Origin of the sequence: Ornithinibacillus bavariensis (assembly GCF_018333235.1) — a bacterium.
GTDB lineage: Bacteria > Bacillota > Bacilli > Bacillales > Amphibacillaceae > Ornithinibacillus > Ornithinibacillus bavariensis.
Genome location: NZ_BORP01000009.1, coordinates 1 through 23,637, shown reverse-complemented (window position 1 = coordinate 23,637; position 23,637 = coordinate 1). Strand labels below are relative to the sequence as shown.

At 37.9% G+C, this 23,637-nt stretch carries 31 protein-coding genes; 25 read left to right on the top strand and 6 right to left on the bottom strand.

Going from position 1 to position 23,637, the window contains the following annotated elements; translation table 11 throughout:
- The first annotated feature begins 4 nt into the window (after positions 1–4).
- From rpsE to rpsI, 17 genes are all read left to right on the top strand, one after another.
- Positions 5–508, top strand: a complete 504-nt coding sequence (rpsE, locus tag KI338_RS16955; protein ID WP_212922221.1) for a 30S ribosomal protein S5 — start codon at positions 5–7, stop codon at positions 506–508.
- A gap of 13 nt (positions 509–521) precedes the next feature.
- Entirely contained in the window at positions 522–704 is a 183-nt protein-coding gene (gene rpmD, locus KI338_RS16950; protein ID WP_212922220.1) for a 50S ribosomal protein L30, read from the top strand.
- Positions 705–733: 29 nt separating this feature from the next.
- Positions 734–1,174 (top strand): 50S ribosomal protein L15, encoded by a 441-nt coding sequence (gene rplO / locus KI338_RS16945; protein WP_212922219.1) that lies wholly within the window; start codon positions 734–736, stop codon positions 1,172–1,174.
- Entirely contained in the window at positions 1,174–2,463 is a 1,290-nt protein-coding gene (gene secY / locus KI338_RS16940; protein ID WP_212922218.1) for a preprotein translocase subunit SecY, read from the top strand. The genes rplO and secY overlap by 1 nt, the downstream gene beginning before the upstream one ends.
- Positions 2,464–2,493: 30 nt before the next feature.
- The gene (locus KI338_RS16935; RefSeq protein WP_212922217.1) at positions 2,494–3,138 is read left to right on the top strand and encodes an adenylate kinase; all 645 of its coding nucleotides are present in this window, start codon (positions 2,494–2,496) and stop codon (positions 3,136–3,138) included.
- Between the two features lie 435 nt (positions 3,139–3,573).
- The gene (infA, locus tag KI338_RS16930) at positions 3,574–3,792 is read left to right on the top strand and encodes a translation initiation factor IF-1 (RefSeq protein ID WP_010529010.1); all 219 of its coding nucleotides are present in this window, start codon (positions 3,574–3,576) and stop codon (positions 3,790–3,792) included.
- A gap of 31 nt (positions 3,793–3,823) precedes the next feature.
- Positions 3,824–3,937, top strand: a complete 114-nt coding sequence (gene rpmJ, locus KI338_RS16925) for a 50S ribosomal protein L36 (protein ID WP_010095733.1) — start codon at positions 3,824–3,826, stop codon at positions 3,935–3,937.
- A gap of 23 nt (positions 3,938–3,960) precedes the next feature.
- Positions 3,961–4,326, top strand: coding sequence for a 30S ribosomal protein S13 (gene rpsM, locus KI338_RS16920; protein WP_212922216.1), 366 nt, complete (start codon positions 3,961–3,963; stop codon positions 4,324–4,326).
- A 21-nt stretch (positions 4,327–4,347) separates the two neighbouring features.
- Complete coding sequence (gene rpsK / locus KI338_RS16915) at positions 4,348–4,737, top strand: 30S ribosomal protein S11 (RefSeq protein ID WP_212922215.1); 390 nt, start codon at positions 4,348–4,350, stop codon at positions 4,735–4,737.
- A 305-nt stretch (positions 4,738–5,042) separates the two neighbouring features.
- Positions 5,043–5,987, top strand: a complete 945-nt coding sequence (locus KI338_RS16910; protein ID WP_212922214.1) for a DNA-directed RNA polymerase subunit alpha — start codon at positions 5,043–5,045, stop codon at positions 5,985–5,987.
- A gap of 44 nt (positions 5,988–6,031) precedes the next feature.
- Positions 6,032–6,385 (top strand): 50S ribosomal protein L17, encoded by a 354-nt coding sequence (gene rplQ, locus KI338_RS16905; protein ID WP_212922213.1) that lies wholly within the window; start codon positions 6,032–6,034, stop codon positions 6,383–6,385.
- 251 nt (positions 6,386–6,636) lie between these two features.
- A complete protein-coding gene (locus KI338_RS16900; RefSeq protein ID WP_212922260.1) occupies positions 6,637–7,476 on the top strand; it encodes an energy-coupling factor ABC transporter ATP-binding protein in 840 nt (279 codons plus the stop codon).
- A complete protein-coding gene (locus KI338_RS16895; RefSeq protein ID WP_212922212.1) occupies positions 7,452–8,324 on the top strand; it encodes an energy-coupling factor ABC transporter ATP-binding protein in 873 nt (290 codons plus the stop codon). Before KI338_RS16900 ends, KI338_RS16895 begins: the two co-directional genes overlap by 25 nt.
- Complete coding sequence (locus KI338_RS16890; protein ID WP_212922211.1) at positions 8,317–9,117, top strand: energy-coupling factor transporter transmembrane component T family protein; 801 nt, start codon at positions 8,317–8,319, stop codon at positions 9,115–9,117. Before KI338_RS16895 ends, KI338_RS16890 begins: the two co-directional genes overlap by 8 nt.
- An 18-nt stretch (positions 9,118–9,135) precedes the next feature.
- The gene (gene truA, locus KI338_RS16885) at positions 9,136–9,876 is read left to right on the top strand and encodes a tRNA pseudouridine(38-40) synthase TruA (protein ID WP_212922210.1); all 741 of its coding nucleotides are present in this window, start codon (positions 9,136–9,138) and stop codon (positions 9,874–9,876) included.
- Positions 9,877–10,148: 272 nt separating this feature from the next.
- Positions 10,149–10,586 carry a 50S ribosomal protein L13 gene (rplM, locus tag KI338_RS16880; RefSeq protein WP_212922209.1) on the top strand — a complete coding sequence of 146 codons (438 nt, stop codon included), beginning with the start codon at positions 10,149–10,151 and terminating at the stop codon, positions 10,584–10,586.
- A gap of 18 nt (positions 10,587–10,604) precedes the next feature.
- Positions 10,605–10,997, top strand: coding sequence for a 30S ribosomal protein S9 (gene rpsI, locus KI338_RS16875; RefSeq protein WP_212922208.1), 393 nt, complete (start codon positions 10,605–10,607; stop codon positions 10,995–10,997).
- A gap of 451 nt (positions 10,998–11,448) precedes the next feature.
- Here rpsI and KI338_RS16870 read toward each other — a convergent pair whose 3' ends face one another.
- The 4 genes from KI338_RS16870 to KI338_RS16855 form a co-directional block, all read right to left on the bottom strand.
- Positions 11,449–11,814, bottom strand: a complete 366-nt coding sequence (locus KI338_RS16870; protein WP_212922207.1) for an SRPBCC domain-containing protein — start codon at positions 11,812–11,814, stop codon at positions 11,449–11,451.
- A gap of 372 nt (positions 11,815–12,186) precedes the next feature.
- Complete coding sequence (locus KI338_RS16865; protein ID WP_212922206.1) at positions 12,187–13,104, bottom strand: NAD(P)H-binding protein; 918 nt, start codon at positions 13,102–13,104, stop codon at positions 12,187–12,189.
- 826 nt (positions 13,105–13,930) lie between these two features.
- Complete coding sequence (locus tag KI338_RS16860; RefSeq protein ID WP_244853725.1) at positions 13,931–14,536, bottom strand: hypothetical protein; 606 nt, start codon at positions 14,534–14,536, stop codon at positions 13,931–13,933.
- Between the two features lie 138 nt (positions 14,537–14,674).
- Positions 14,675–15,277: a TetR/AcrR family transcriptional regulator gene (locus tag KI338_RS16855; protein ID WP_212922205.1), complete on the bottom strand. Its 603-nt coding sequence runs from the start codon at positions 15,275–15,277 to the stop codon at positions 14,675–14,677.
- A 179-nt stretch (positions 15,278–15,456) separates the two neighbouring features.
- On the opposite strand from KI338_RS16855, the gene KI338_RS16850 reads away from it, so the two are divergent.
- The 6 genes from KI338_RS16850 (at position 15,457) to salA (ending at position 20,578) form a co-directional block, all read left to right on the top strand.
- Positions 15,457–16,008, top strand: a complete 552-nt coding sequence (locus tag KI338_RS16850; RefSeq protein WP_212922204.1) for a hypothetical protein — start codon at positions 15,457–15,459, stop codon at positions 16,006–16,008.
- A gap of 263 nt (positions 16,009–16,271) precedes the next feature.
- On the top strand, positions 16,272–16,496 hold the full coding sequence (locus tag KI338_RS16845; RefSeq protein ID WP_212922203.1) for a hypothetical protein: 225 nt from the start codon (positions 16,272–16,274) through the stop codon (positions 16,494–16,496).
- 168 nt (positions 16,497–16,664) lie between these two features.
- Complete coding sequence (locus KI338_RS16840; protein WP_212922202.1) at positions 16,665–17,339, top strand: hypothetical protein; 675 nt, start codon at positions 16,665–16,667, stop codon at positions 17,337–17,339.
- Entirely contained in the window at positions 17,339–18,571 is a 1,233-nt protein-coding gene (locus tag KI338_RS16835; RefSeq protein WP_212922201.1) for an efflux RND transporter periplasmic adaptor subunit, read from the top strand. The genes KI338_RS16840 and KI338_RS16835 overlap by 1 nt, the downstream gene beginning before the upstream one ends.
- 113 nt (positions 18,572–18,684) lie before the next feature.
- Positions 18,685–19,410 carry an N-acetylmuramoyl-L-alanine amidase CwlD gene (gene cwlD / locus KI338_RS16830; RefSeq protein WP_212922200.1) on the top strand — a complete coding sequence of 242 codons (726 nt, stop codon included), beginning with the start codon at positions 18,685–18,687 and terminating at the stop codon, positions 19,408–19,410.
- Positions 19,411–19,519: 109 nt separating this feature from the next.
- Entirely contained in the window at positions 19,520–20,578 is a 1,059-nt protein-coding gene (gene salA, locus KI338_RS16825; RefSeq protein ID WP_212922199.1) for an iron-sulfur carrier protein/transcriptional regulator SalA, read from the top strand.
- 68 nt (positions 20,579–20,646) lie between these two features.
- Here the strand turns inward: salA and gerD are convergent, their stop codons facing one another.
- On the bottom strand, positions 20,647–21,312 hold the full coding sequence (gerD, locus tag KI338_RS16820; RefSeq protein WP_212922198.1) for a spore germination lipoprotein GerD: 666 nt from the start codon (positions 21,310–21,312) through the stop codon (positions 20,647–20,649).
- A 130-nt stretch (positions 21,313–21,442) separates the two neighbouring features.
- Here gerD and KI338_RS16815 point away from each other — a divergent pair, with 130 nt between their 5' ends.
- The gene (locus tag KI338_RS16815; protein WP_212922197.1) at positions 21,443–22,066 is read left to right on the top strand and encodes a KinB-signaling pathway activation protein; all 624 of its coding nucleotides are present in this window, start codon (positions 21,443–21,445) and stop codon (positions 22,064–22,066) included.
- Positions 22,067–22,122: 56 nt separating this feature from the next.
- Here KI338_RS16815 and pdaB read toward each other — a convergent pair whose 3' ends face one another.
- Complete coding sequence (gene pdaB, locus KI338_RS16810; RefSeq protein ID WP_212922196.1) at positions 22,123–22,881, bottom strand: polysaccharide deacetylase family sporulation protein PdaB; 759 nt, start codon at positions 22,879–22,881, stop codon at positions 22,123–22,125.
- A 177-nt stretch (positions 22,882–23,058) separates the two neighbouring features.
- On the opposite strand from pdaB, the gene KI338_RS16805 reads away from it, so the two are divergent.
- Positions 23,059–23,280, top strand: coding sequence for a hypothetical protein (locus KI338_RS16805; protein WP_212922195.1), 222 nt, complete (start codon positions 23,059–23,061; stop codon positions 23,278–23,280).
- Positions 23,281–23,637: the final 357 nt, after the last annotated feature.

Here is a 23,637-nt window from a genome sequence, read left to right as displayed (position 1 = left end):
ATAGATGAAAACAGTAATCGATCCTAATAAATTAGATCTTGAAGAGCGCGTTGTTGCGGTAAACCGCGTTGCAAAGGTAGTTAAAGGTGGACGTCGTTTCCGTTTTGCAGCACTAGTTGTTGTTGGAGATAAGAATGGTCATGTTGGATTTGGTACTGGTAAAGCGCAAGAGGTACCAGATGCAATTAAAAAGGCAGTTGACGATGCAAAGAAAAACTTAATTACTGTACCAATCGTTGGTACAACAATTCCACACGAAATTCATGGAGAGTTCGGTTCTGGTCGAGTACTAATGAAGCCAGCTTCTGAAGGTACTGGAGTTATCTCTGGTGGTCCTGTTCGTGCGGTACTAGAGCTTGCAGGTGTAGGTGACATTTTAACGAAGTCACTTGGTTCGAACACACCAATTAACATGATTCGCGCTACAATGGATGGCTTAAGCAATCTAAAACGCGCAGAGGAAGTTGCTAAACTTCGCGGAAAGTCAGTAGAAGAACTGTTAGGATAAGGAGGGAAACATTATGTCTAAAAAATTAGAAATCACCCTCACACGCAGTGTTATCGGTGCAAAAGAAAAGCAAATTAAAACCGTTGAAGCACTAGGTTTAAAAAAGATTCGTCAAACCGTAGTTCTTGAAGATACTCCAGCTGTTCGTGGAATGGTTAACAAAGTATCTCATCTTGTATCGGTTAAAGAAGGTTAAATAACTAAGCGTAAAGAGGAGGTGCTCGTATGAAACTTCATGAATTAAAACCAGCAGAAGGAACTCGCAAAGAAAGAAACCGTGTTGGTCGTGGAACATCATCTGGTAACGGAAAAACTTCTGGTCGAGGACAAAAGGGACAAAAGTCACGTTCTGGCGGTGGAGTTCGTCCAGGATTTGAAGGTGGACAAATGCCTTTATTCCAACGTTTACCAAAACGCGGATTTACAAACATAAATCGTAAAGAATATGCTATAGTGAACTTAGACGTTTTAAACAGATTTGAAGACGGCACAGAAATTACTCCTGAGCTTCTACTTGAGTCAGGTGTCGTATCTAGCTTAAAATCAGGTATCAAGGTACTTGGTAATGGTTCCGTCGAAAACAAATATACCGTTAAAGCTCATAAGTTCTCTGCTTCAGCAAAAGCAGCAATCGAAGAAGCGGGCGGTAAAGTAGAGGTGATCTAATGTTCCGTACATTCTCCAATTTTATGCGCGTGGCTGACATTAGACGGAAAATAATTTTCACATTACTTATGTTAATTGTATTCCGTCTAGGCACATTTATTCCTGTGCCATTCACAGATAAAAGTGCTATTGATTTTATGAACCACCAAAATGTATTTGGATTCTTGGATACCTTTGGTGGGGGGGCATTACAAAACTTCTCTATTTTTGCAATGGGGATTATGCCTTACATTACAGCATCGATTATCATGCAGCTTTTGCAAATGGATGTTGTGCCAAAGTTTTCAGAGTGGAAAAAACAAGGGGAGATGGGTAGAAAGAAACTAGCCCAAGTTACTCGTTATGGCACTGTAGTTCTTGCATTTGTGCAAGCAATTGCAATGTCTATCGGATTTAACGCAATGGCTGGTGGCTTGTTAATCGCTGACCCAGATCCTGTTAAGTTTGTAATCATTGCACTTGTATTAACTGCTGGAACAGCATTCTTAATGTGGTTAGGTGAACAGATCACTGCAAATGGAGTTGGGAATGGAATCTCGATTATCATTTTTGCAGGTATTGTAGCTGCTTTACCGAATGCAGTAGAACAACTATATGTACAGTACTTTACAAATCCTGGCGATGAATTATTCATGAATGTCGTTATTGTTGCGATTATTGCTTTAGTAGCAATAGCGATTACGGTTGGCGTTATTTACGTAAATCAGGCGTTACGTAAGATCCCAGTACAATATGCAAAGAAATTAGTAAACCGTTCGCCAGTAGGTGGACACTCTACTCACCTACCAATTAAAGTAAATGCTGCAGGGGTTATTCCTGTAATCTTTTCTGTTGCATTTATTATGGCGCCGAGAACAGTTGCGAGCTTCTTTGAAGGTAAATGGGCAACAACAATCCAATCAATTTTTGATTATACGTCACCAGCAGGTATGGTCATTTACGTTGCGTTAATTATTGCGTTTTCGTATTTCTATACATTTGTTCAAGTTAATCCGGAGCAAATGGCAGAAAATCTGCAAAAACAAGGTGGATATATCCCAGGAATTCGTCCTGGTAAAAATACTGAAACATATTTAACTCGTGTAATTAATCGATTAACTTTTGTAGGAGCAATTTTCTTAGCTGCTGTTTCTGTATTGCCGATTTTATTAGGTTCGATAGCAAAACTTCCGCAAGCAGTACAAATCGGTGGAACTAGTCTACTGATTGTAGTTGGAGTTGCTATTCAAACAATGAAACAATTAGAAGGACAGCTAGTAAAACGTCACTATAAAGGTTTTATTAAATAAGAAATCTGCTAATGAAGCGAGGGGAAATGATTGAATTTACTTTTAATGGGCTTACCTGGTGCTGGTAAAGGCACACAGGCTGAGAAGATCACCGAAAAATATAACATCCCTCATATTTCAACAGGAGATATGTTTCGATCTGCAATAAAAGAAGGAACAGAGCTTGGCAAGAAGGCGAAAAGCTTTATGGATCAAGGCGCTCTAGTTCCGGACGAAGTAACAATTGGTATCGTAAAAGAACGTCTTAGTAAAGCTGATTGTGCAAATGGGTTTTTGCTGGATGGTTTTCCAAGAACTATTGCACAAGCAGAAGCTTTACAAGCACTTCTAAAGGATATTGATCAAGCTATTGATTATGTGATACATGTGAATGTACCAGAGGAAAAATTAGTGGAGCGTTTATCCGGTCGTAGAATTTGTCCAGCATGTGGTAGAGCTTATCATGTAATATATAACCCTCCTAAAAATGAGGGTATATGTGACAAAGATGGTCAGGCGTTAATTCAACGTGACGATGATAAACCTGAAACGGTTAAAAATCGTTTAGCGGTTAACATCGAACAACAGAAGCCGTTACTAGATTTTTATGAAGATAAAGGATATCTTGTAACAATTGATGGTGATCAAGAAATCAATAAGGTCTTTCAAGATATTCAAACAATTATTGAAAAATAAGCAATTACTGTAGGCACTGCACGAATAGACAATTCTATTTGTACAAAAATAATATGAGTCGTAAAGTTTAATGCTTTACTTGTGAATAACACAGTATGTGTTTGACAATAAAACCCTCAAATTAGGTAACGTTGGTAAACGAAACTGATTCGATTCCACAGATAGGTCTTGTTTGTCGTATTTTGCAAGGACACTAGACGATGTGACTATCAGCTAAGTTCTTGATAATTGCAATGTCTTGGCATTAGATGGGGAAACCGTAAATATGATCGACCAATGAGAAAGAATAGCACATCATATTGTAACATGGATTATACGTCTCCTAAGTCCAAAACAGCCTTCTAAAAACTGGTCGTGTCACAAATAAAAATCAAGATTTACGTGTTTTGTATAAAACAATATTGTGACTGATTTAAGAGAAGGGAGTAAAGCACGATGGCGAAAGATGATGTAATTGAAGTGGAAGGAACCGTAACGGAAACATTGCCTAACGCAATGTTTAATGTAGAGCTTGAAAATGGCCACACGGTCTTGGCTCATGTGTCTGGTAAAATTCGTATGCACTTCATCCGTATCTTACCAGGTGATAAAGTAACGGTAGAATTATCTCCGTATGATTTAACTAAAGGACGAATTACGTACCGTTATAAATAAGCGAGCTCCGATATAAAAGGAGGTAAAGATGATGAAAGTAAGAGCATCTGTTAAGCCAATTTGTGAAAAATGCAAAGTCATTAAACGAAAAGGCAAAGTAATGGTGATTTGTGAAAATCCTAAGCATAAGCAAAAACAAGGTTAATTTGAAGGAGGTGCGCTAAGTATATGGCACGTATTGGAGGAGTAGACATTCCACGTGATAAACGTGTAGTAATTTCTTTAACTTACATTTATGGTATTGGTAAGAAAACTGCTCAAGAAATTTTAAAGCAAGCTGGTGTTTCTGAGGATACTCGTGTTCGTGACCTTACTGAAGATGAGTTAGGACGCATTCGTCAAGCAGTTGATGGATACACAACTGAAGGTGATCTTCGTCGTGAAGTATCGTTAAACATCAAACGTCTAATCGAAATTGGTTCTTATCGCGGATTAAGACATCGTCGTGGCTTACCTGTTCGCGGACAAAATACGAAGAATAACTCTCGTACACGCAAAGGCCCACGTCGCACAATCGCTAACAAGAAAAAATAATGTAAGGAGGTAAACAAATAGATGGCTCGTAAAACTAATACACGTAAACGTCGTGTCAAAAAGAATATTGAGACTGGCGTAGCACATATCCGTTCTACTTTTAATAACACTATCGTAACAATTACAGATGTTCAAGGTAATGTTATTGGTTGGAGTTCTGCAGGTGCACTTGGTTTCAAAGGATCTCGTAAATCAACTCCATTCGCTGCACAAATGGCTGCTGAAACAGCTGCTAAAACTGCAGTTGATAACGGAATGAAAACTTTGGAAGTTTCTGTAAAAGGTCCAGGAGCTGGTCGTGAAGCTGCTATTCGTTCTTTACAAGCAGCAGGACTAGAAGTTACTGCAATTCGTGACGTTACTCCAGTTCCTCATAATGGTTGCCGTCCACCAAAACGTCGTCGTGTATAATTGAACGTATAATATTTGTCACCCTGTCTATAATGGGTTATGATGACTAAAAGTATTAGGTGAAATACTGTAATAGTTTAAGTATTGAATCACCAAGGTTTATAGAAGAAAGCTTGAAGCAATCCGCCATTAGGCGCTTGCATCGTTTTCTTTTTTCTAACCTTGTCATACAGCATCGCATAGACAAAAGGTACGATGAAACTATACAGGTAGAGCAGAATCGCCAACTGCCTATTTGAGGAATTTCGGTTAGAACTCCTTGTGTCTAACCGGGGTTTCGACGTTTTTAAGGAGGGTATTATGGAATGATTGAAATAGAAAAGCCAAAGATTGAAACGGTTGAGATTAGTGATGATGCTACATTTGGAAAATTTGTGGTAGAGCCGCTCGAACGTGGTTATGGTACAACTCTTGGAAACTCCTTGCGTCGTATCCTACTATCCTCACTTCCAGGTGCTGCTGTAACATCAGTTCAAATTGATGGAGCATTACATGAATTTTCAACTATCGATGGTGTGGTTGAGGACGTAACTACTATCATTTTGAATTTGAAAAAGCTAGCACTAAAGATCTATTCTGATGAACCTAAACAACTGGAAATTGATGCGCAAGGAGAAGGAGTAGTTACTGCTGCTGATCTAACCTTTGATAGTGATGTAGAAGTATTAAATCCTGAACTTCCGATTGCAACATTAAATTCAAAAGGTAGCCTGCGTATGAAGATTACGGCCGAGCGTGGTCGTGGTTATGTTCCAGCTGATGCAAATAAACATGAAGATCAACCAATTGGTGTTATTCCAGTTGATTCCATTTTCACACCGGTATCACGTGTTACTTACCAAGTAGAGAATACTCGTGTAGGACAGAGTGCTAACTATGATAAATTAACATTAGATGTTTCGACTGATGGTAGTATCAGACCAGAAGAAGCGATTTCGCTTGGTGCTAAGATTTTATCGGAGCATCTGAACATCTTTGTTGGTTTAACAGATGAAGCACAAAATGTCGAGATTATGGTTGAAAAAGAGGAAGACCAAAAAGAAAAAGTAATGGAAATGACAATTGAAGAGTTAGATTTATCGGTTCGTTCTTACAATTGTCTAAAACGTGCTGGCATAAATACAGTTCAAGAGCTTTCAAATAAATCTGAAGAAGATATGATGAAAGTGCGTAACCTTGGCCGTAAATCATTAGAGGAAGTTAAAGTAAAACTTGCTGATTTAGGATTAAGCTTACGTAAAGACGATTAATAGTAAGGACATCTTTAGAGTTTCAAGAAAGGGAGGGATAGTCCATGGCAAGAAAACTAGGACGTACTACAGACGCACGACTAGCACTACTTCGCAACCTTGCATCTGATTTAATTATTCACGAGCGGATTGAAACAACAGAAGCAAAAGCGAAAGAGCTTCGATCTGTCGTTGATAAAATGATTACATTAGGTAAACGTGGTGATCTTCACGCTCGTCGTCAGGCTGCAGCATTCTTATACAACAAAGAAGCTAATGAAGAGGATTCAGTACTTCAAAAGCTTTTCAACGATGTTGCTAAACGCTACGAGGATAGACAAGGTGGATATACTCGCGTTCTTAAGCTAGGCGAACGTCAAGGTGATGGAGCGAAAATGGCAATCATTGAGCTAGTTTAATCATCCATACACGTTAAGGGCAGGACTAAATCTCTTCCACGAGGTGAAATCCAAGCCCTTTTTTTGTATATGGAAAGTGAATAGGGTTCGTAATGGAAAGACATACAAATGCATTATCTATATCCAGCTACACGTTTGTAGATAATGCGCCCGAACCCATCTAGCGGTGCTGGGTATTTAACATAATTCAAAATTAATAGTACAATACATAACGTAAAGTAAAAAACCAAGGCAGGTAGAGGAGGATTATGATGAGAGAGTGTTTTATAGAGTTTAGAAATGTATCGTTTCGATACGGAGATGAGCAGCCTTGGGTGTTGGACGATGTATCGTTCACCATATATAAAGATGAGTGGGTAGCCATAATTGGCCATAATGGCTCTGGAAAATCCACTATTGCTAAATTAATGAATGGATTATTATTCCCGCAAAAGGGAGAAATAATTATTAATGGAATTCCAGTGAATGAACAGACCGTATGGGATGTTCGCAAACAGGTCGGCATGGTGTTTCAAAACCCGGATAACCAATTTGTCGGTACAACCGTACAGGACGACGTAGCCTTTGGTATGGAGAATCGGGGGTTCGCCCGAGAAGAAATGGTGAACCGTATCGATGAGGTTCTTCAAGCTGTTCGGATGGAAGACTATCTTTTAACGGAGCCACATCGTTTATCTGGTGGGCAAAAGCAGCGCGTAGCGATAGCAAGTTTATTAGCGATAAATCCAGAAGTATTAATTTTAGATGAAGCGACTGCAATGCTTGATCCAAAGGGTAGAAAAGAAATCATGCGAACTGTTTCTGAAATACAAGAAAAAAATGAGATTTCACTTATTACGATAACCCATGACTTAGAGGAAGTTGTACAAGCTGAAAGAGTTATCGTTATGAATAGTGGTAAGGTTTGGGCTGAAGCAACACCAAGGGATATTTTTAAGCAAAAGGATGACTTACGAAAGATAGGACTGGACGTACCGTTTGTTGCTGTATTAGCAGATGAATTAAAACAACTAGACATCATGATTAAAAATGAACCGTTGAATCATGATGAATTATTGGAGGAACTATGGACATTACATTCAAAGATGTAAGCTATATCTATCAAGCTAATTCACCTTTTGCTCATAAAGCGTTGGATCACTTATCCTTCCATATCCCTGCAGGTTCTTTTGTTGCGATTATTGGCCATACTGGTTCCGGTAAGTCTACACTAATACAACACTTAAATGGGCTACTAACCCCTACTGAGGGTGAGGTACAAATTGGCGATCATCAGATTACATCAGATAAAAAGCCAGAGAACCTGAAGGAACTACGCAGTAAGGTCGGCGTAGTATTCCAATACCCAGAACATCAGTTATTTGATGAAACCGTTCGAAAAGATATTGCCTTTGGTCCTAAAAATTTTGGAGTTTCAGAGGAAGAAATTGAAAGAAGAATATTGGAGATAGCACCTGCTGTTGGAATAGATGAGTCTTTGTTAGAGCGTTCTCCATTTGATCTTAGTGGCGGACAGATGAGAAGGGTAGCAATTGCGGGTGTTCTGGCTGTAAAGCCGAATATTCTTGTGTTAGATGAGCCGACTGCAGGTTTAGATCCAAGAGGCCAATCAGATATTATGAATATGTTTTATGAACTACATCAAAGAGAAAATCTAACAACCATACTAGTTACCCATAGTATGGAGGATGCGGTTAAATATGCAGACCATGTAATGATTATGAACAAAGGAACAAAATACATGGAGGGTATTCCAGAAGAGGTTTTTGCGCAGCAGGAAGCATTAAATAAGGTACAGCTAGATGTACCGGAAGTCATTCAATTCCTAAATGCGTTTAACGCACGTTTCGGCGTGGATATTCCTTTTAGAAGACAAAGTGTTGCTGAGCTGGCTGCTGAGATTCAGCACGCCTTGAAGGGGGCTGAATCGATTGAATAACGCAATTGTGATTGGTCAATATGTCCCTGGAAATTCCCTTATTCATCGATTAGATCCACGAATGAAAATTACAATAATATTTTTCTTTGTCATCGTTGTTTTCTTTGCGAACAATATTATCAGCTATAGTATATTAACGATATTTGCTATTTTAACAACTTTATCTACGAGAATATCATTACGTTTTATTTTAAAGGGACTCACACCTGTTTGGTTTTTAATTGCATTCACCTTTATTTTGCATTTAATTGTAACGAAGGAAGGTACCGTGTTATTCGATGTTTTTGGATATAAGGTTTATTCAGGAGCGTTAATACAGGGGTTTGCAATCTCATTACGGTTTTTTCTATTAATTTTAATTACCTCTCTATTAACCTTAACGACGACACCAATAGAAATTACCGATGCAGTAGAGGACTTACTCCATCCCTTGAAAAAAATAAAGTTTCCAGTACATGAGCTTGCATTAATGATGTCCATTTCACTACGGTTTATACCAACCTTGTTACAGGAAACAGATAAAATATCGAAAGCACAAGCATCTCGAGGAGTAGACTTTCGTACAGGCCCAATCAAGGAACGCTTACATGCCATAGTTCCATTACTCGTTCCGCTGTTTGTCAGTGCATTTAAACGAGCGGAAGAGCTAGCAATGGCAATGGAGGCAAGAGGCTATCAAGGCGGAGAGGGGCGAACAAGGCTGAGACAATTAAAAATCAAAGGCTTAGATATTCTAGTTTTTCTCTTCTTTTTAGCTGTAGTGGCTGCACTATTCTGGACAAGAAATTACTAATTTGGGAGGGCTGGAAAGGTGCCAAAAATAAAATGTATACTTCAATATGATGGTTCGAACTTCTTTGGCTATCAAGTCCAGCCTGAAAAAAGAACGGTACAAGGAGAGCTAGAAAAAGCCCTAGAAAGGATTCACAAGGGTGAAAAAATTCGTGTGCATGCCTCAGGAAGGACAGACACTGGAGTACATGCTAAAGGACAGACCATTCATTTTGAAACGAAGCTTTATATCCCGGGAAATAGTTGGGGGCGAGCACTAAATTCTCTTTTACCGGAAGATTTACATGTGAAAGCTTCTGAGGAAGTACCAGAGAGCTTTCACGCTAGATATGATGTTTTAGAGAAGGAATATCGTTATTTTATCTTAAATAGAAAAGAACCCGATATTTTTGCTCGAAATTACTCCTATCATTTTCCCTATAAAATTAATATAGAGGCCATACAGGAGGCATGTCGATATTTAGAGGGGACACATGATTTTACTACCTTCTCCTCAGCTCGAGCGACAGTTAAGGGAGATAAGGTTCGAACTTTGTTTGAAGTATCTTGTCAGAAGAATGGGGACCAGATTGAATTCCATTTTAGAGGAAGCGGATTTTTATATAATATGGTTCGTATTTTAGTAGGGACGTTATTAGAGGTTGGACAAGGTAAGATAGATCCAATAAATATAAGAGAAATGCTAGAAAAGAAGGATAGAAGGCTTGCAGGCAAAACTGCACCAGCTCAAGGGTTGTTTCTATGGAAAGTAGTATATTAATGCTAAGTACTATTCGACATTTCCTGGGAAATATCAACAGTTTTCTTTCCTAGTTAAAATAGTATATAATAGTCTTTATAGATTCTCACTTTAAAAGCATAAAAAAGTTTGCCAAACCCTTGACAAAATACCACTATTTGATATATTATGGTCTATGGCATTTTATTTCTAAAAACCGCGATTAGCCCCGGAACTAATTGTGTTGAAAATAAAGAAATAACGAAACTTACAATTAAAAAATTATTGAATGAATATTTGGAGGGAAACCAATCATGCGCACAACTTTCATGGCGAATGAAAACAATATCGAACGCAAATGGCTTGTTGTGGATGCAGAAGGCCAACGTCTTGGTCGTCTAGCAAGTGAAGTTGCTGCAATCCTTCGCGGAAAGCATAAGCCAACTTACACTCCACATGCTGACACTGGTGATTATGTAATCATCATTAACGCTGACAAAATTGAACTTACTGGAAATAAACTAAGTGACAAAATGTACTACCGTCACTCTGGACATCCAGGTGGATTAAAATCTCGTACTGCTGATGAAATGCGTACTAAATACCCTGAGCAAATGCTTGAGATTGCTATCAAAGGCATGCTTCCAAAAGGATCTTTAGGCCGTAAAATGGGTAAGAAATTGCACGTTTATAGAGGTGCTGAACATAACCATGCAGCACAAAAACCAGAAGTTTACGAACTTCGTGGATAATAAAAGGAGGTAAACAAATTGGCACAAGTACAATACTACGGCACTGGTCGTCGTAAAAGCTCAACAGCACGTGTACGCTTAGTACCCGGTACTGGTAACATTACAATCAATGGTCGTGAAGCAAAAGACTATTTCCCATATGAAACTCAATTATTAATCCTTAACCAACCACTACAAGCTACTGAAACTCAAGGAACTTATGATGTTCTAGTTAATGTTCATGGTGGTGGATTTACTGGTCAAGCTGGTGCAATCCGTCACGGTATCGCACGTGCTTTACTAGAAGCAGATCCTGGTTATCGTCCAGCACTTAAGAGTGCAGGATTCTTAACTCGTGATCCACGTATGAAAGAACGTAAGAAATACGGTCTTAAAGGCGCACGTCGTGCACCACAGTTCTCAAAACGTTAATAACCCTTGTTACTATTGGGTTTACTGCCTGTTTGGAAGTCAATTCCAAACAGGCTTTTTCATTACAAAAGGATACAAAAAATAGATAGTGACTGGAATTTTTTTTAATTACATTCACTATCGTATCTTTTGGGAATCATTATTTGTTAATTTTAGATAATCTGTAAGATGAGTACAGGTGTCCATAGTAGTTTATTCTTGCACGTCCTAATTCTTATTTGAATATCTTTCATTCGGGGCAAACTGCATAGAAGCATGTGTGTCTTAATCCATGAACGTTAATACACCCTTCACAGAAGGAGTCAGATTTTTAATAAAGTTGGAAGCCGAGGCAATGTGAGAAAGCTCGGCTTTTGTCTTTAATTTTAAAATTAGGTAATAGAGTCATTACAAATACCATCACTTCAACTATTAAGAGTCCAATGATTAGTTTAACAATAAGAGTTGGAATTTACACTTTATAACCGAAATCTAGCGGCTTACCGGTTTCTGCAATTGTTTTAATATTACTAAGTATCATCCACCAGAATTGGTCTGCCTTTTCAAATTGCGGATTATTATCTGTCCATTGATCATTTACTAGTTGTAATAGGGTACAGTTCCCAACTGTGTTCAACCTTATGGTCACTGTGCTTTCCAGTTCCGCGTGTCTATCATGATGTGAGGGGCCAGGGTGGTCGGTGTAACTCAACAATTTGTATTCCTCGAAAGCTAACAACCTACCGTAGATATGTACGGTTTGATCTCCTTCTACTCCAGGGCCAACAAACTCTATAGCATCGCCCACCTGCATACTTGATCGGATGACCCCTCCCATAAAAGCGTGAAACGATTTCTCTGGATTAACTAACAACAGGATAAACTGATTTGTTATACCTGTCAGGGTTGTGGGCTATCCCTCTCAAAGTGATTCCATTTACTTCAATAGATACCGGGTATTCCATAATGAACAACCATCCTCCTTTTCTAAGCTCTTCTTAAAGTAAAGAAGTTAAGATACGTGTACATAAAGAAACTTGGATCTACGTCTAGATTCTGGATAAAAAAGATTAAGTGTTTTCTGCGCAACAACCATTCATGGAGAAATAAACCCGTGGATGTTACGCTCAAAAAAAGTTTGATTATTCTAGGGGATGTTTTGTTGAACATTAGTTACCCGATAGCTTATTAAAAAAGAGGATATCCAAGATTAAGGTTTGAATTTATTTGCGTGTTCTGCCACCCACTGAGCATATGTACGGACAGGTCTTCCGATAATTTGTTCAACTGAGGGCTGCTGCTCAACTGTCCATTGGATATACTTATCAGGATGCTTGCCGTATTCTTCTAGCGCATAAAGTGTTACTTCAATCGTTTCGTCAGGCCAGCCTTGGGTTCGCCAATGTTTACGAGCTTGATCTGGTGTCAACTCTTCTGTAAGTATCTCGCGCCCAATAGCTTTGCTAATTAAATGTACGCGCTCCATTGTACTAATTGGCACGTTTACTGCTTCCAGTATTTTGCCGAGATATTTATCTTCAAGTAAGGCTGCGGAGGCAACTGCAGCAAGGTCGTCCTCATGAATAAATGGATAGTAGCCAGTATTGATGTATGGCTCGCGGACGATTCCTTCATTCTTAATAGACTCCTGCCAACCAGACCCTGTTGCAGGGTAACTACCTTCAAACATTCCCCCCATCACAGCTGATGGCCGGATATGTGTCCATTCCATACCCGATTGCTCTACGGCCTTCTCAATAGCCAACCAAAACCATGTTTCAGGTGGGTAGTTGATTTCATATTCAGGACCATGCGATGAGAGTACGACAAAGCGCTGTACATTTGCCCTTTTTGCCAATACTAGGTTCTCCTTTATTGTCTTTGCGTTCGCACCTGCTAAGAATACTCGTTCTATGTCTAGAAACACCTCGTGCCTCTCTACGGGGAGGGCAATGTTTCCATTGACAATCTGAACACCTTCTGGCCAATTATGCACTTGCTGCCCTTCGGCAAGAATGCGTACCTTCTTACCAGCCTTAAGCAGTTGATTTACAAGACAACGCCCTACTAGTTCGGTGGGACTCGTGCCTTCACCTTTGTTTGGCGGCACGACGGTGATTAATATCATAATAACTCTCCTTGTTTTAAGCCATTATCATCTGCTTTACCTCTGATCATAAGACTTAATGTTACCACATGGATTTTTTACCGCAAGCACTTAACCCTAAAACCGTTATGACTATTAATGAAATATAAATAAATTTACGCATTCATTATCCCTCTAATAACACTATTCCGTAACATGGCTCTATTATGAAATAGATTTACAAAAGTGTTTTTTAGGATATCCTTTATTGTATTTCAAATATTAAACGTTCTTAACGTAATAGTATCAATCTTTATTATAAATTATCAAACTTTATTTCGAGTCTACAATGGGTACTTTTTCTAAATCACTTTTGTCACATAAGTTAATCTGGTATTATTGCACTTTTCTTTTGAACTTATCGTTGCAAATTTTCATTTGTCATCAAACAACAATCCTTGAAAGAGGATAAGGAATAAACAAAGCAGGATGACCCCAACTCCTAGAATTCTCAATTATTATTTCTTTAGTTTTGATAATACTGGCACCCTTAGTCTACTCCTTCCAATGAAACATTAAGTTTCTGCTAATAACTATTCGATAAACACGTTCAGTAACTAAAAATACCAAACCATAGACTAGTAGTAAAAAACTGATACATGCGAATGCACTAAATTACGATGACTAAAATATTGTCCAGAAAAGCAATTGTCCATAATTGCCTGACCATCGGTAATGCAACAAGCAGATGGCGAACGGCAACGATAAGGGGAGCAATAAATGCTGTCAGCAACATATAGTGGAATTTAATCCCCTTTCACTCATCCCTATTTTTCTAAGTATCTCAAAGCGTTTTCGATCATAGAAACTATCGGCTTTCCAGCCATTTCTTAAATTCGTCAGGTGTTTGTACATTATAATCTAACACAGCATTATAAATATCGAAGCTTGTTACTCGCTTTCCATAATCGGGTCGTGTTGCCCAAACGGTTTTAATGCTTAAAATAGAGACAATCGCTTCCGGAGTTAGTTGTTTAGGTAGTGTGCGAATATGCTGCAAATCGGGCTGCTCTTCAGGCTTGTCTACAAACCAAATATCTAGTTCCCATTTCTTTCCGATATTGGACTGGTAAGTGATTCCTAGGAAGTAACCGTCTGGATAAGCTGGATCGGTGTTCCAATTGCCCGTATCATTGATGAATTTTAAATCACGAACTTGAGGATTGGACATCAATTGTGAAGCTATTCTGGAAACTGTAGCGATGTTCAATGTCGAACAAACAACCGTTATATCAAGATCTCTCCAAGCCATTAAGCCTAAAGCCGCACTCCCTACTTTTACTGGTGTACCAGCTTCTGCTAACAATTGATCAAGGCGCATCTCTTCAACAATTGCATCCGCTTCGGTTTGCAGCTGCAGTTGGCGGGCAAGTAGTTCTTCCTGTTTTATCATGGTAACACTCCCTTGTAGCATCCACTTTTTTCACGGTTAATAAATTGTGGATGTGTTTTCTTTATAATACGACGTTGTATAGATAATTATTTTCCTAAGTTAAAGAGACTTTCTCTCGTTACTACGAGGATCTAAGAACAGGAGTAGATCTTCTATCTTCTATTCCTGAAGCTGTGATTGTCCAGCTACCCCATAAAAGAACAACTCCATCAATTGATCCATATTCTCGGTGGTCTGTTTTTGACTCGAGCCCTCCCATTTCCGGACTAGTTCATTCTGAAACAATGTAAAATAACGCATCATGATTTCTTCAGTTTGATCTTTTCGAATAAACCCCTCTTGTTTTCCAAGTGCGACATACTTCTTAAAAAAGGGCACGACCTTCTGCTCGTTATAACCGTCCATCATTTGTATCAGCCCTCTTAAATCAGCAGAAGGGAATTTCGGAAACTCATCTGCTAATATTTTTAAGTTATTCGCCTCCAACAGCATGATCTTTTTAGTCTTTTCAACAAAAGATAACTCCGAACTCAGGATATTCTCATATTGTTCCAACTGCTTGTCCAGCCAGTTAATCAAGGAATCCGTATAAAGCTGTTCCTTTGTCCCGAAATAATTATATATGGTTGCAGGAGAAACATTTGCTTTATATGCAATCTCATTCACGCTAACCTTTTGAAAGCCATATTTGAAAAATAATTCAATTGAGGCACTGAATATCTGCTCTATTTTTTTCTGTTTCCGTCGTTCGTAACCATTCATATTAGTTCACCTCATATGTAGTTTAACTAAAGTTTTAGACTGATTCAATATAAATAATACAAAATATATTGATTAATAAATTTTATATCGATATAATGGTTTTAGAGTCAAATACTATATTTAGTACATAACTTTATACTAATCAAGTGTTATCTAATTGATGATGGGAGTGGCGTGAAATGAGACAGTTTCGGATTCCTTCTTTCTTGCAGGATGTGTTTGGTGAAAAACAGTCTGTTCCATCCGTTTTAACAATATTGCTTTTCGGTGGTATACTGACCGCTGCGTTATATTACCGATTCCCTGAAATGGTTTCCGATTTGCCAATGTGGCGCAGTGTTCTAGCATTATTATTGATTTTCGATGTTTTTGCTGGTGTTATTGCGAATTTTACAGCATCAACTAGTAATTTCTATGCAGCGAGGAAAAAAAATCGAATCGTATTCCTCGCCATCCACGTCCATATCGTGCTTATTGCCCTTCTTCTCCATACCAATATTGTTTATTCCTTAGGAGTATGGGCATATACGATAATTGGGGCGTTTATAGTAAACGCCCTTATTGGGAAGCGTGTACAATTATTTGTAGCTGGCTTACTTGTGTCTGTTGGTTTTGGGGTCATGCCAATGCTACCAGGAATAACGCCATATATGTTAATCGTGGGGTTACTGTTTTTGATGAAAGTATTGTTTAGCTTCGCTGTCGATCATTACGGGAAATACCGAACATAATATTAAAATTAAGTATGAATACTACGCCTTAAAGTGATATTTTAAGAGCATTACCTAGAAGAGAATGGGGTTTGTAGATTTAGTGCTGTTAGTAAGGTAATCATTTATCTTTTATACGGAAGAAAATCCTTTAGTTATTAATATAGCGTAAACTGCATAGAATTCTATAAAAGATAAAAATTGAGTACACACGTAGAATATTATCTTTTCCCCTATAATCTTCATAGTTAATTACGATCAATTAATTAAAGGCGGTGCAATTAATGAATCGTTATCGTAAGCCAATAATTGGCGCACTTGTTGGAGGCACGACGGCTGGCGGCTGGTTGATTGTTGACTTAATACTTCCAGAGCCGATTGGAGACTACTTATTGTTTGGATTAATGGGAATCGTTAATGCTGGTGTAGGCTGGCAGGTTGCTAAGATGACAGATAAACGGCAAGTAAAGTCAGAACCACTTAAACAGCTAACTACAGACGCAAACTAAATGTGTCAGAAACCGCATTTTATGTCGAATAGAATGCGGTTTCTGGCATTTTCATGTCGAAATTACCAATATTATTCCGAATAGATTGAAAATAATAGATATTTGTTCGACCGTGGGTTAAAATGGAAAAAATGGTCCCTATAAAATTTAAGGGAAATGGGTGAAGTCATGACATATACAATACAATTATTTAAACTATTGTTTGCTGTTGATGACCATATTTTTCGAATTGGAAAAGCAGAAGTTGTAAAAATTCCTTGGAGAACAATCTTCATCTTAAGCCTTTTTGGCATAATCGTTTATGCTGTGATGGGAGCGTTTGGCATTGGTACATCTCCTATATCATCTAGTGTGTCGCTTGTTAATCCAGCTGAATTTGAATTGCGAAAGCTGTGGTTTGTATTTGGACGAGTACTATACGCTGTCTCCTTTGTTTTATTTATCTTATTTATTCCACCATTAATATTCTATACCGTCACAAAAATTCCTTTTAAAAAATTACTCGTCATGCAGGTTGTTGTGCTCTTCGTCCTGCTCTTAGAAAGAATTGTATGGATACCGATCCATATTTTGATCGGATTAGATTGGTTTGTATCCCCATTTTCGTTCGGCATTATTGCTTCCTACGTAACAGACCAAAACTTTATTATTTATTTTTTTGGTTCTATTACTCTCTTTCAGATTTGGATAATGGTTTTTCAGGTAAAGCTATTAACTAGACTTTCCGGAATACATAAGGGATGGATTTATAGTTTAGTAATCTTATTTCATATAGCAATTTGGACCGTAACAGCTGTACTAGCATTTACAGACATTCTTATCATTAATAGGTGGTTTGGCTAATGCGAAGAAATCAAAAATTAATTATACGCTTGATGGTACTAGTATTTATTATTGTCAACTTAGTTCTTGTAAGTGTAGATGATGATGGAAAAGTAATGCGAAGTGTTTATGTATCGGATTGGAACAAGGTTTACCAAACTAATTTGTATGAGACCGTAGAAGCAAAAGGTGTGGTCACTTATTCAAGAGAAGACTATGTCTATTTTGACAAAAGTATTGGCAGCTTTGATACGTTTTTAGTTGAAGAGGGTAGTGAAGTTGCAAAAGGTGACCCATTGTTCGCATACCGTATACGTGATTATGAAGAAACAGAAGCTTTACTTACGTATGAGTTGTCTAAAATAGAAGGTGAAGTCTCAGCAATTGAGGATGCAATAGCTGAAATGGTTGCCTACCAGATCCCCAAACCATCTGTTCCTGTTATGAATGACAAGGAAACAGATAATACAACCGTTGTTATTACACAACCGGATCCTATTGAATTAGAAGTAATGAAGGAACAATTTCTCATCCAAAAGGAACAGGAATTGGCCGCTAAGAATGAACAGAAAAAAGCTGTAGAGGAACGGCTTAAAGATTTACAGGATGGCGGGGACACGGTAACTATCGCAAGTCCAATTCATGGAAAGGTAAAAGAAATTAACCCTTCGTTGAATGATCCTATTATGGTTATTGAAAGTACGGAACTACAGGTAAGTGGGGAAGTAAATGAAAGAGACCGTGTAAAGGTCGAAGAGGGACAGAAAGTTAAGATTTCCCTCTTAGAAAGTGGACAAGCCCTACAAGGAACGGTAACGAGTGTCAGTGAGGCGCCACAGGAGGTAAGTATCGATACCAAAAGTATGTACCCTTTTGAGATCACCTTCAATGAAGAAGAGACATTGGACAGTATAAATCCAGGCTATCATACAAAGCTAACAATCACAGTAAAAGAGGCGCTTAATACCCCGACGATTGATAAAGGAATTGTTCAACAAAATGAAGTCTGGCGATTAAATGAAAAAGGAATAGTGGAAAAGGTAAACATTCAAACTGGTATCCAAATGGGTAAGGAACTGGAGGTCATTAGTGGACTGGCTGTGGGTAATGTTCTATCAACTGAAACATTGCCATCATCCTACGAGAGTATGCCATTTATCACCCCATTAAAACTTCAACAAACACCTTGGAAAGAGGTAGGAGAATTTAAAGATTGGAAGAAATATATGCTCATAGGGATGTTAGTGCGATGATTTTGTTGAGAGTAGATATGTAAATACTACTCTCTTTTTTAACGCTTTATTCAAGCATAAACCGTACACTTGTCCCATAAAATAGGGAGAGGACAAGTAAAGGGGCGTATGCGATGAAGGGGTTTATAAAATTTGCACTATGGGTAGTAGGTTTTGTTTTGTTAATTATGCTTATTAAACTTCCACTTGAGGAAGCTTCTGTTCAAACGGTAGGATTTTCGTTACCATTGTCGGAGAAAATTATTGTTCTAGATCCTGGTCATGGGGGACCGGATGGAGGGGCGGTTGGTAGTGATAAGACAGTTGAAAAAGATATTGCGTTAGCTGTTTCAATAAAAATTAAGGAATATTTACAACAAGCAGGTGCAACGGTGTACCTAACAAGAGAGACGGATACAGACTTGGCAGATGAGAGTACTAAGGGGATCTCTAGGCGGAAATCAGAGGATATTCGTAATAGGATGGAATTTATCAATTCAAAGGAAGCGGATTTTTTTGTAACGATTCACTTGAATGCAATACCATCGACAAAATGGCGTGGGGCACAAACATTTTATTTTCCTAAATCAGATGAAGGTAAGCATTTAGCAAAAATGATTCAAGCCGAGATTACTCGTAATATGGAAAATACAAATAGAAGTGCATTAGCAATTAATAACTTATATCTTTTAAAGAATGCAGAGATACCCGGGGCGCTAGTAGAAATAGGATTTCTATCAAATGTGGAGGAAAGAGAGCTGTTGAAGGATGAAAATTATCAAAAGCAAATGGCAGCAAGTATTTATGAAGGAATCCTCCGCTATGTGACAGAAGAACCAGAGGAAGAAAAAACAGAATAGGTTGAATGGTTCATCTTCCATGAATCATATCACTTAGATTTTTAGTGATTTATGATATACTAGCCTTGGACAACTATTACGTATCCAATGCCATAGGAAGGTGAAAAAGATGATAAGCAGAGAAGATGTTATTCAATTACTTAATCCTGTAAGAGATCCTTTTTTATATAAAACGCTTGAAGAAACAGAAGGTATTAAAGAGGTAACAATAAAGGAAGACAAGAAACATGTTAGTGTCAAAATTGCAATAGGTAAAACCAATACTGCAGAGCAAATGCAGCTACAACAAGAAATTGTTGGTATTTTAAAGCGTAACGGTGCTGTAACAGTTGGACTACGATTTGAAAAGCTTCCAGATGAGATAATTAAGAAATACCAGCCTGCAATTGAAAGCGCTAAAGAGCGTGCCTTGATGGGCGGAAATAAACAACCGCATTTCCTAGCTATTGCCAGTGGTAAAGGTGGAGTAGGAAAGTCAACGGTTACTGTAAATCTAGCTATGGCACTAATGAGATTAGGAAAAAAAGTTGGAATTATTGATGCAGATATTTATGGTTTCAGTGTTCCAGATATGATGGGTATTGAGGAAAGACCAATCGTCCGCGGTCAAAAGATTATTCCAGTTGAACGTTTTGGGGTTAAAGTTATCTCTATGGGCTTCTTTGTGGAAGATAATTCACCAATCATTTGGCGTGGTCCAATGCTTGGTAAGATGCTCAACAGCTTCTTTAAAGAAGTAGAGTGGGGAGACTTAGATTATCTATTATTAGACTTGCCACCTGGAACCGGTGATATTGCAATGGATGTTCATGAATTATTACCTTCTTGTAAAGAAATCATTGTTACAACACCACACCCAACGGCAGCGTTTGTAGCGGCTAGAGCTGGGCAAATGGCGTTAAAAACAAAACATGAAATACTAGGCGTTGTAGAAAACATGGCCTATTATAAGAGTGAAAAAACCGGTGAAAAAGAGTATGTCTTTGGACAAGGTGGAGGCAAAAAGCTGGCAGAAGTGCTACATACAAAGGTACTTGGACAGCTTCCAATCCAACAGCCATATGAAGAAGAAGATGTTTTTGCTCCATCTGTTTACCAGGAGGATCACCCAAATGGGAAAGAATATCATAAAATGGCGGCAAAAGTTATTGCACAAGTAGAAGAATAAGAAAGTAGGGTCAGTTTCCACTTCAAGGAAAGCTGACCCTATTTGTTGCTAGGATGGTATCGTGTGGCCTATTGACCGCCACCACCACCGGAACCGCCGTCACCAGAACCACCACCACCACCTGGCCCACCGCTTGAACCACCGCCTTGGCCACTTTGTCCACCTGACTGGTTACCTTGGTTTTGATTACCTTGTTCTTCTACGGCTTTAAGGAGGGCTTCCTGAACCTTGGCTAGGAATAATGGAGATTCCAATGTTTGCCGAATCGTATCTTCAAGATGCTTACGAAACTGTTGGCTTTTTAACACCTGAAGTACCTGATCTTCCATTTCAGGATTTTTTAATAAATCCATCATCTGTTTTTGATACTCGGAGTCATTCATTAAACTTTTCATTAAGTTTTTTTGATCTTCTTCCACGGATTTATAATATGTCTCAACAAATTTAGGATCCTCAAAGAGCTTTTTCCACATATCTTTGCTCTTTTCAGAGTTTAATGTCTCATCAATAGCGCTTTTAACTGTGGAAGAATCGATTACAAGCTTCTCTTGCATTTTTTCGTCTGCTAAAATTTCTCTCAGAGCCTTCTTACCATCTTCTGTTTGAAGTATATCAACAACCATTTTTTTTGTTGCATCATAGTCTGTATCTTTAATGGCTGCTTCACCGCCACTACATGCACTTATCATTAAGAGTAGGATACTGAAAATTAACAAGAATTGTACACGACGCATACAAATCCTCCTTCCACTTATCCTTTAATTTGAGTAAGATGAGTAAAAATATGCACATAGGATAGGAAAAAAGATAAGGTTCATGTTACAATACGTCTTAGATATAGCTATAATTCAGGAGGATTTATCATTGAATAGTCGTAAAGTAGTTAACTTGTTTTTGAAAACCCTCGCAATTGGAGGGCTTGTTGGGCTTATTACCAGCTTTTTTGTTAATGTGGAGGGTGTTTATACCGATAATCTTCAGCCCTTTAACTTTTTAGGCCTCATCGGTGTTATGCTATTTTTTATTGGACATGGTTTATTATATAGTGCTGTAAGCCAGACTGGCTTCTTTGCTTATCTTTACGTTAATCGATTAGGGTTAAGTATATTTCGCTCTTTTTGGCCGACCGTACAGTTTGTATTAATCGCTTTTATCACCTTTGATTTAATTTATTTCCCTTATAAGGCGTCAGATGGAGAGGTTTCTCTTATTTGGTTTATTCTAATGGCGGCAGGCCTCTTATTATACGGGTATATGATTGCTAAAATAAAAGCAAAAGAAACGAAAAAGCATGCTTTTATTCCTGCATTCTTTTTCATGGTCGTGTTCACAGTCGTTGAATGGGTACCTGCACTAAGAATCGGCTTAATAGGTGTAGATTTTTCTATTATCATGGTTATTACGTTACTTGTTTGTAATACCTATCAGTTACTTGTATTGCACCGTTTAAATCAAGCGGATGGAACTCCGAGAAAAGGAAAAAAATAATGGCAAAGGATGTCTCATTTGTACTCATTAAAGAGTATTATCTGAGACATCCTTTTTTAATCCACAATTTTTGACTTGGCATGTGCTTGATTCATTAGTTCGGATACAGTAACAAAGTTAAACCCTTTATTTTTTAGCCCTGGGAGGATAGTTTTCAATGATTCAGCTGTTTGCTTAGCAGAGTCTGACGCATGTAACAAAATAATATCGCCATTTTTAGTTTGGGACATGACTTGATCCACAATTATTTGTGTTCCTGGGTTCTGCCAATCATTCGGATTTACATTCCAGTGAATCACTTTATTGCCTAATCCCTCTGCAAGCTCAATAACTTCATCATTAAAATGACCGTGTGGGGCTCTTACTAATTCCATGTTATTGTAGCCTAATTTTCCAAAAACCGCCTTGGCATATTGTAAATCCTTTCGAACCTGGTTAATTTCTTGATCTAGATAGCTCTTATATCGATAGCCCAGCATTCCAATCTCATGCTTACCTTCCGTTATTTTTTTTAGTATATCTGGATGCTTTTCGGCCCATTCCCCGCTCACAAAAAAAGTAGCCTTAACTTGATGGTTTTCGAGTTGCTTAAGAATGTCATATACCTTTTCTTCTCCCCAGCTAATATTAAATGTAAGGGAAATATTCGGTTCATTAGAATTCCCTTTCGTTAGTGCTACAGGCTTGTCCGATGAGAAAATGGATAAAGAGCCATTATTTTCAAACCAAAGAAACCCGGCAGTGAAAAATGCAAGTACAATAATTAGTGTCCACCTTTTTAAGCGGCTGAAACGAATTACATAAAAATGATTCACTTTTCCCCCTCCTACTTAAGACAAGTCATTCCTTACATTTTATGAATGGAATGATAAATTATGAACAAGTGGAGCTTTTTTTGATTAATGGGGTTAGAAGAACCTGCATAAATTATCCAAAAATGTGAACGATATAGACTACTGGCTATTTATAGTTGATTCATTAGAGGTGATATTATGCTAGGTTTAATGATTAATGATATGGAGAAAAGAGAATTAGAATACTTAATTAAAAGAGAGTTAGACGAAATCATATTTGATTTAGATGATCATCGAATTGATCATTTAGTAAAGAATGCTATGCGTGATAGATATAAGACCTTATTTCAGCTATTACGAAGAGTTTCCACTGATAAAGAATGCCTGCGATACATACCAAAACGAACAAAAAATGAATGAACTACTAGTTAGCAACGGGAAAGAGTTACTCTGATTTGAATGCAAAAATTTCAGAAGAGACTTTTTTTAAAAAGACCGTTGATTTTATTCTGGAGCTATGATATATTAATTTCTGTTGTCAGTTATGAAACATCAAAAAAACATAAATAAAAGTTTTAAAAAAGATGTTGACATTTAGTGATAGACATGTTAAATTATATCTTGTCGCTAAAAACGACACATTGAAATAATTGCTCCTTGAAAACTGAACAAAACAACCAGTATGTAAGGAAAAAACATACCCTGTTTTTTCTATTAATAATCTAAAAGCTAGCGTGCTTTTAGTAGCTAAGAATGTAATTGACTCGATCAATTATG

Coding starts and splice junctions, on each gene's coding strand:
- salA (WP_212922199.1), top strand. CDS start 19,520: ATGATAAGCAGAGAAGATGTTATTCAATTACTTAATCCTGTAAGAGAT.
- infA (WP_010529010.1), top strand. CDS start 3,574: ATGGCGAAAGATGATGTAATTGAAGTGGAAGGAACCGTAACGGAAACA.
- rpmJ (WP_010095733.1), top strand. CDS start 3,824: ATGAAAGTAAGAGCATCTGTTAAGCCAATTTGTGAAAAATGCAAAGTC.
- rpmD (WP_212922220.1), top strand. CDS start 522: ATGTCTAAAAAATTAGAAATCACCCTCACACGCAGTGTTATCGGTGCA.
- KI338_RS16840 (WP_212922202.1), top strand. CDS start 16,665: ATGACATATACAATACAATTATTTAAACTATTGTTTGCTGTTGATGAC.
- KI338_RS16860 (WP_244853725.1), bottom strand. CDS start 14,536: ATGCTACAAGGGAGTGTTACCATGATAAAACAGGAAGAACTACTTGCC.
- rplO (WP_212922219.1), top strand. CDS start 734: ATGAAACTTCATGAATTAAAACCAGCAGAAGGAACTCGCAAAGAAAGA.
- rpsE (WP_212922221.1), top strand. CDS start 5: ATGAAAACAGTAATCGATCCTAATAAATTAGATCTTGAAGAGCGCGTT.
- cwlD (WP_212922200.1), top strand. CDS start 18,685: ATGAAGGGGTTTATAAAATTTGCACTATGGGTAGTAGGTTTTGTTTTG.
- KI338_RS16870 (WP_212922207.1), bottom strand. CDS start 11,814: ATGGGAGGGGTCATCCGATCAAGTATGCAGGTGGGCGATGCTATAGAG.
- secY (WP_212922218.1), top strand. CDS start 1,174: ATGTTCCGTACATTCTCCAATTTTATGCGCGTGGCTGACATTAGACGG.
- KI338_RS16845 (WP_212922203.1), top strand. CDS start 16,272: ATGAATCGTTATCGTAAGCCAATAATTGGCGCACTTGTTGGAGGCACG.
- KI338_RS16805 (WP_212922195.1), top strand. CDS start 23,059: ATGCTAGGTTTAATGATTAATGATATGGAGAAAAGAGAATTAGAATAC.
- KI338_RS16910 (WP_212922214.1), top strand. CDS start 5,043: ATGATTGAAATAGAAAAGCCAAAGATTGAAACGGTTGAGATTAGTGAT.
- rpsM (WP_212922216.1), top strand. CDS start 3,961: ATGGCACGTATTGGAGGAGTAGACATTCCACGTGATAAACGTGTAGTA.
- rpsK (WP_212922215.1), top strand. CDS start 4,348: ATGGCTCGTAAAACTAATACACGTAAACGTCGTGTCAAAAAGAATATT.
- KI338_RS16900 (WP_212922260.1), top strand. CDS start 6,637: ATGAGAGAGTGTTTTATAGAGTTTAGAAATGTATCGTTTCGATACGGA.
- KI338_RS16855 (WP_212922205.1), bottom strand. CDS start 15,277: ATGAATGGTTACGAACGACGGAAACAGAAAAAAATAGAGCAGATATTC.
- rplQ (WP_212922213.1), top strand. CDS start 6,032: ATGGCAAGAAAACTAGGACGTACTACAGACGCACGACTAGCACTACTT.
- KI338_RS16835 (WP_212922201.1), top strand. CDS start 17,339: ATGCGAAGAAATCAAAAATTAATTATACGCTTGATGGTACTAGTATTT.
- KI338_RS16865 (WP_212922206.1), bottom strand. CDS start 13,104: ATGATATTAATCACCGTCGTGCCGCCAAACAAAGGTGAAGGCACGAGT.
- rplM (WP_212922209.1), top strand. CDS start 10,149: ATGCGCACAACTTTCATGGCGAATGAAAACAATATCGAACGCAAATGG.
- KI338_RS16895 (WP_212922212.1), top strand. CDS start 7,452: ATGGACATTACATTCAAAGATGTAAGCTATATCTATCAAGCTAATTCA.
- KI338_RS16850 (WP_212922204.1), top strand. CDS start 15,457: ATGAGACAGTTTCGGATTCCTTCTTTCTTGCAGGATGTGTTTGGTGAA.
- gerD (WP_212922198.1), bottom strand. CDS start 21,312: ATGCGTCGTGTACAATTCTTGTTAATTTTCAGTATCCTACTCTTAATG.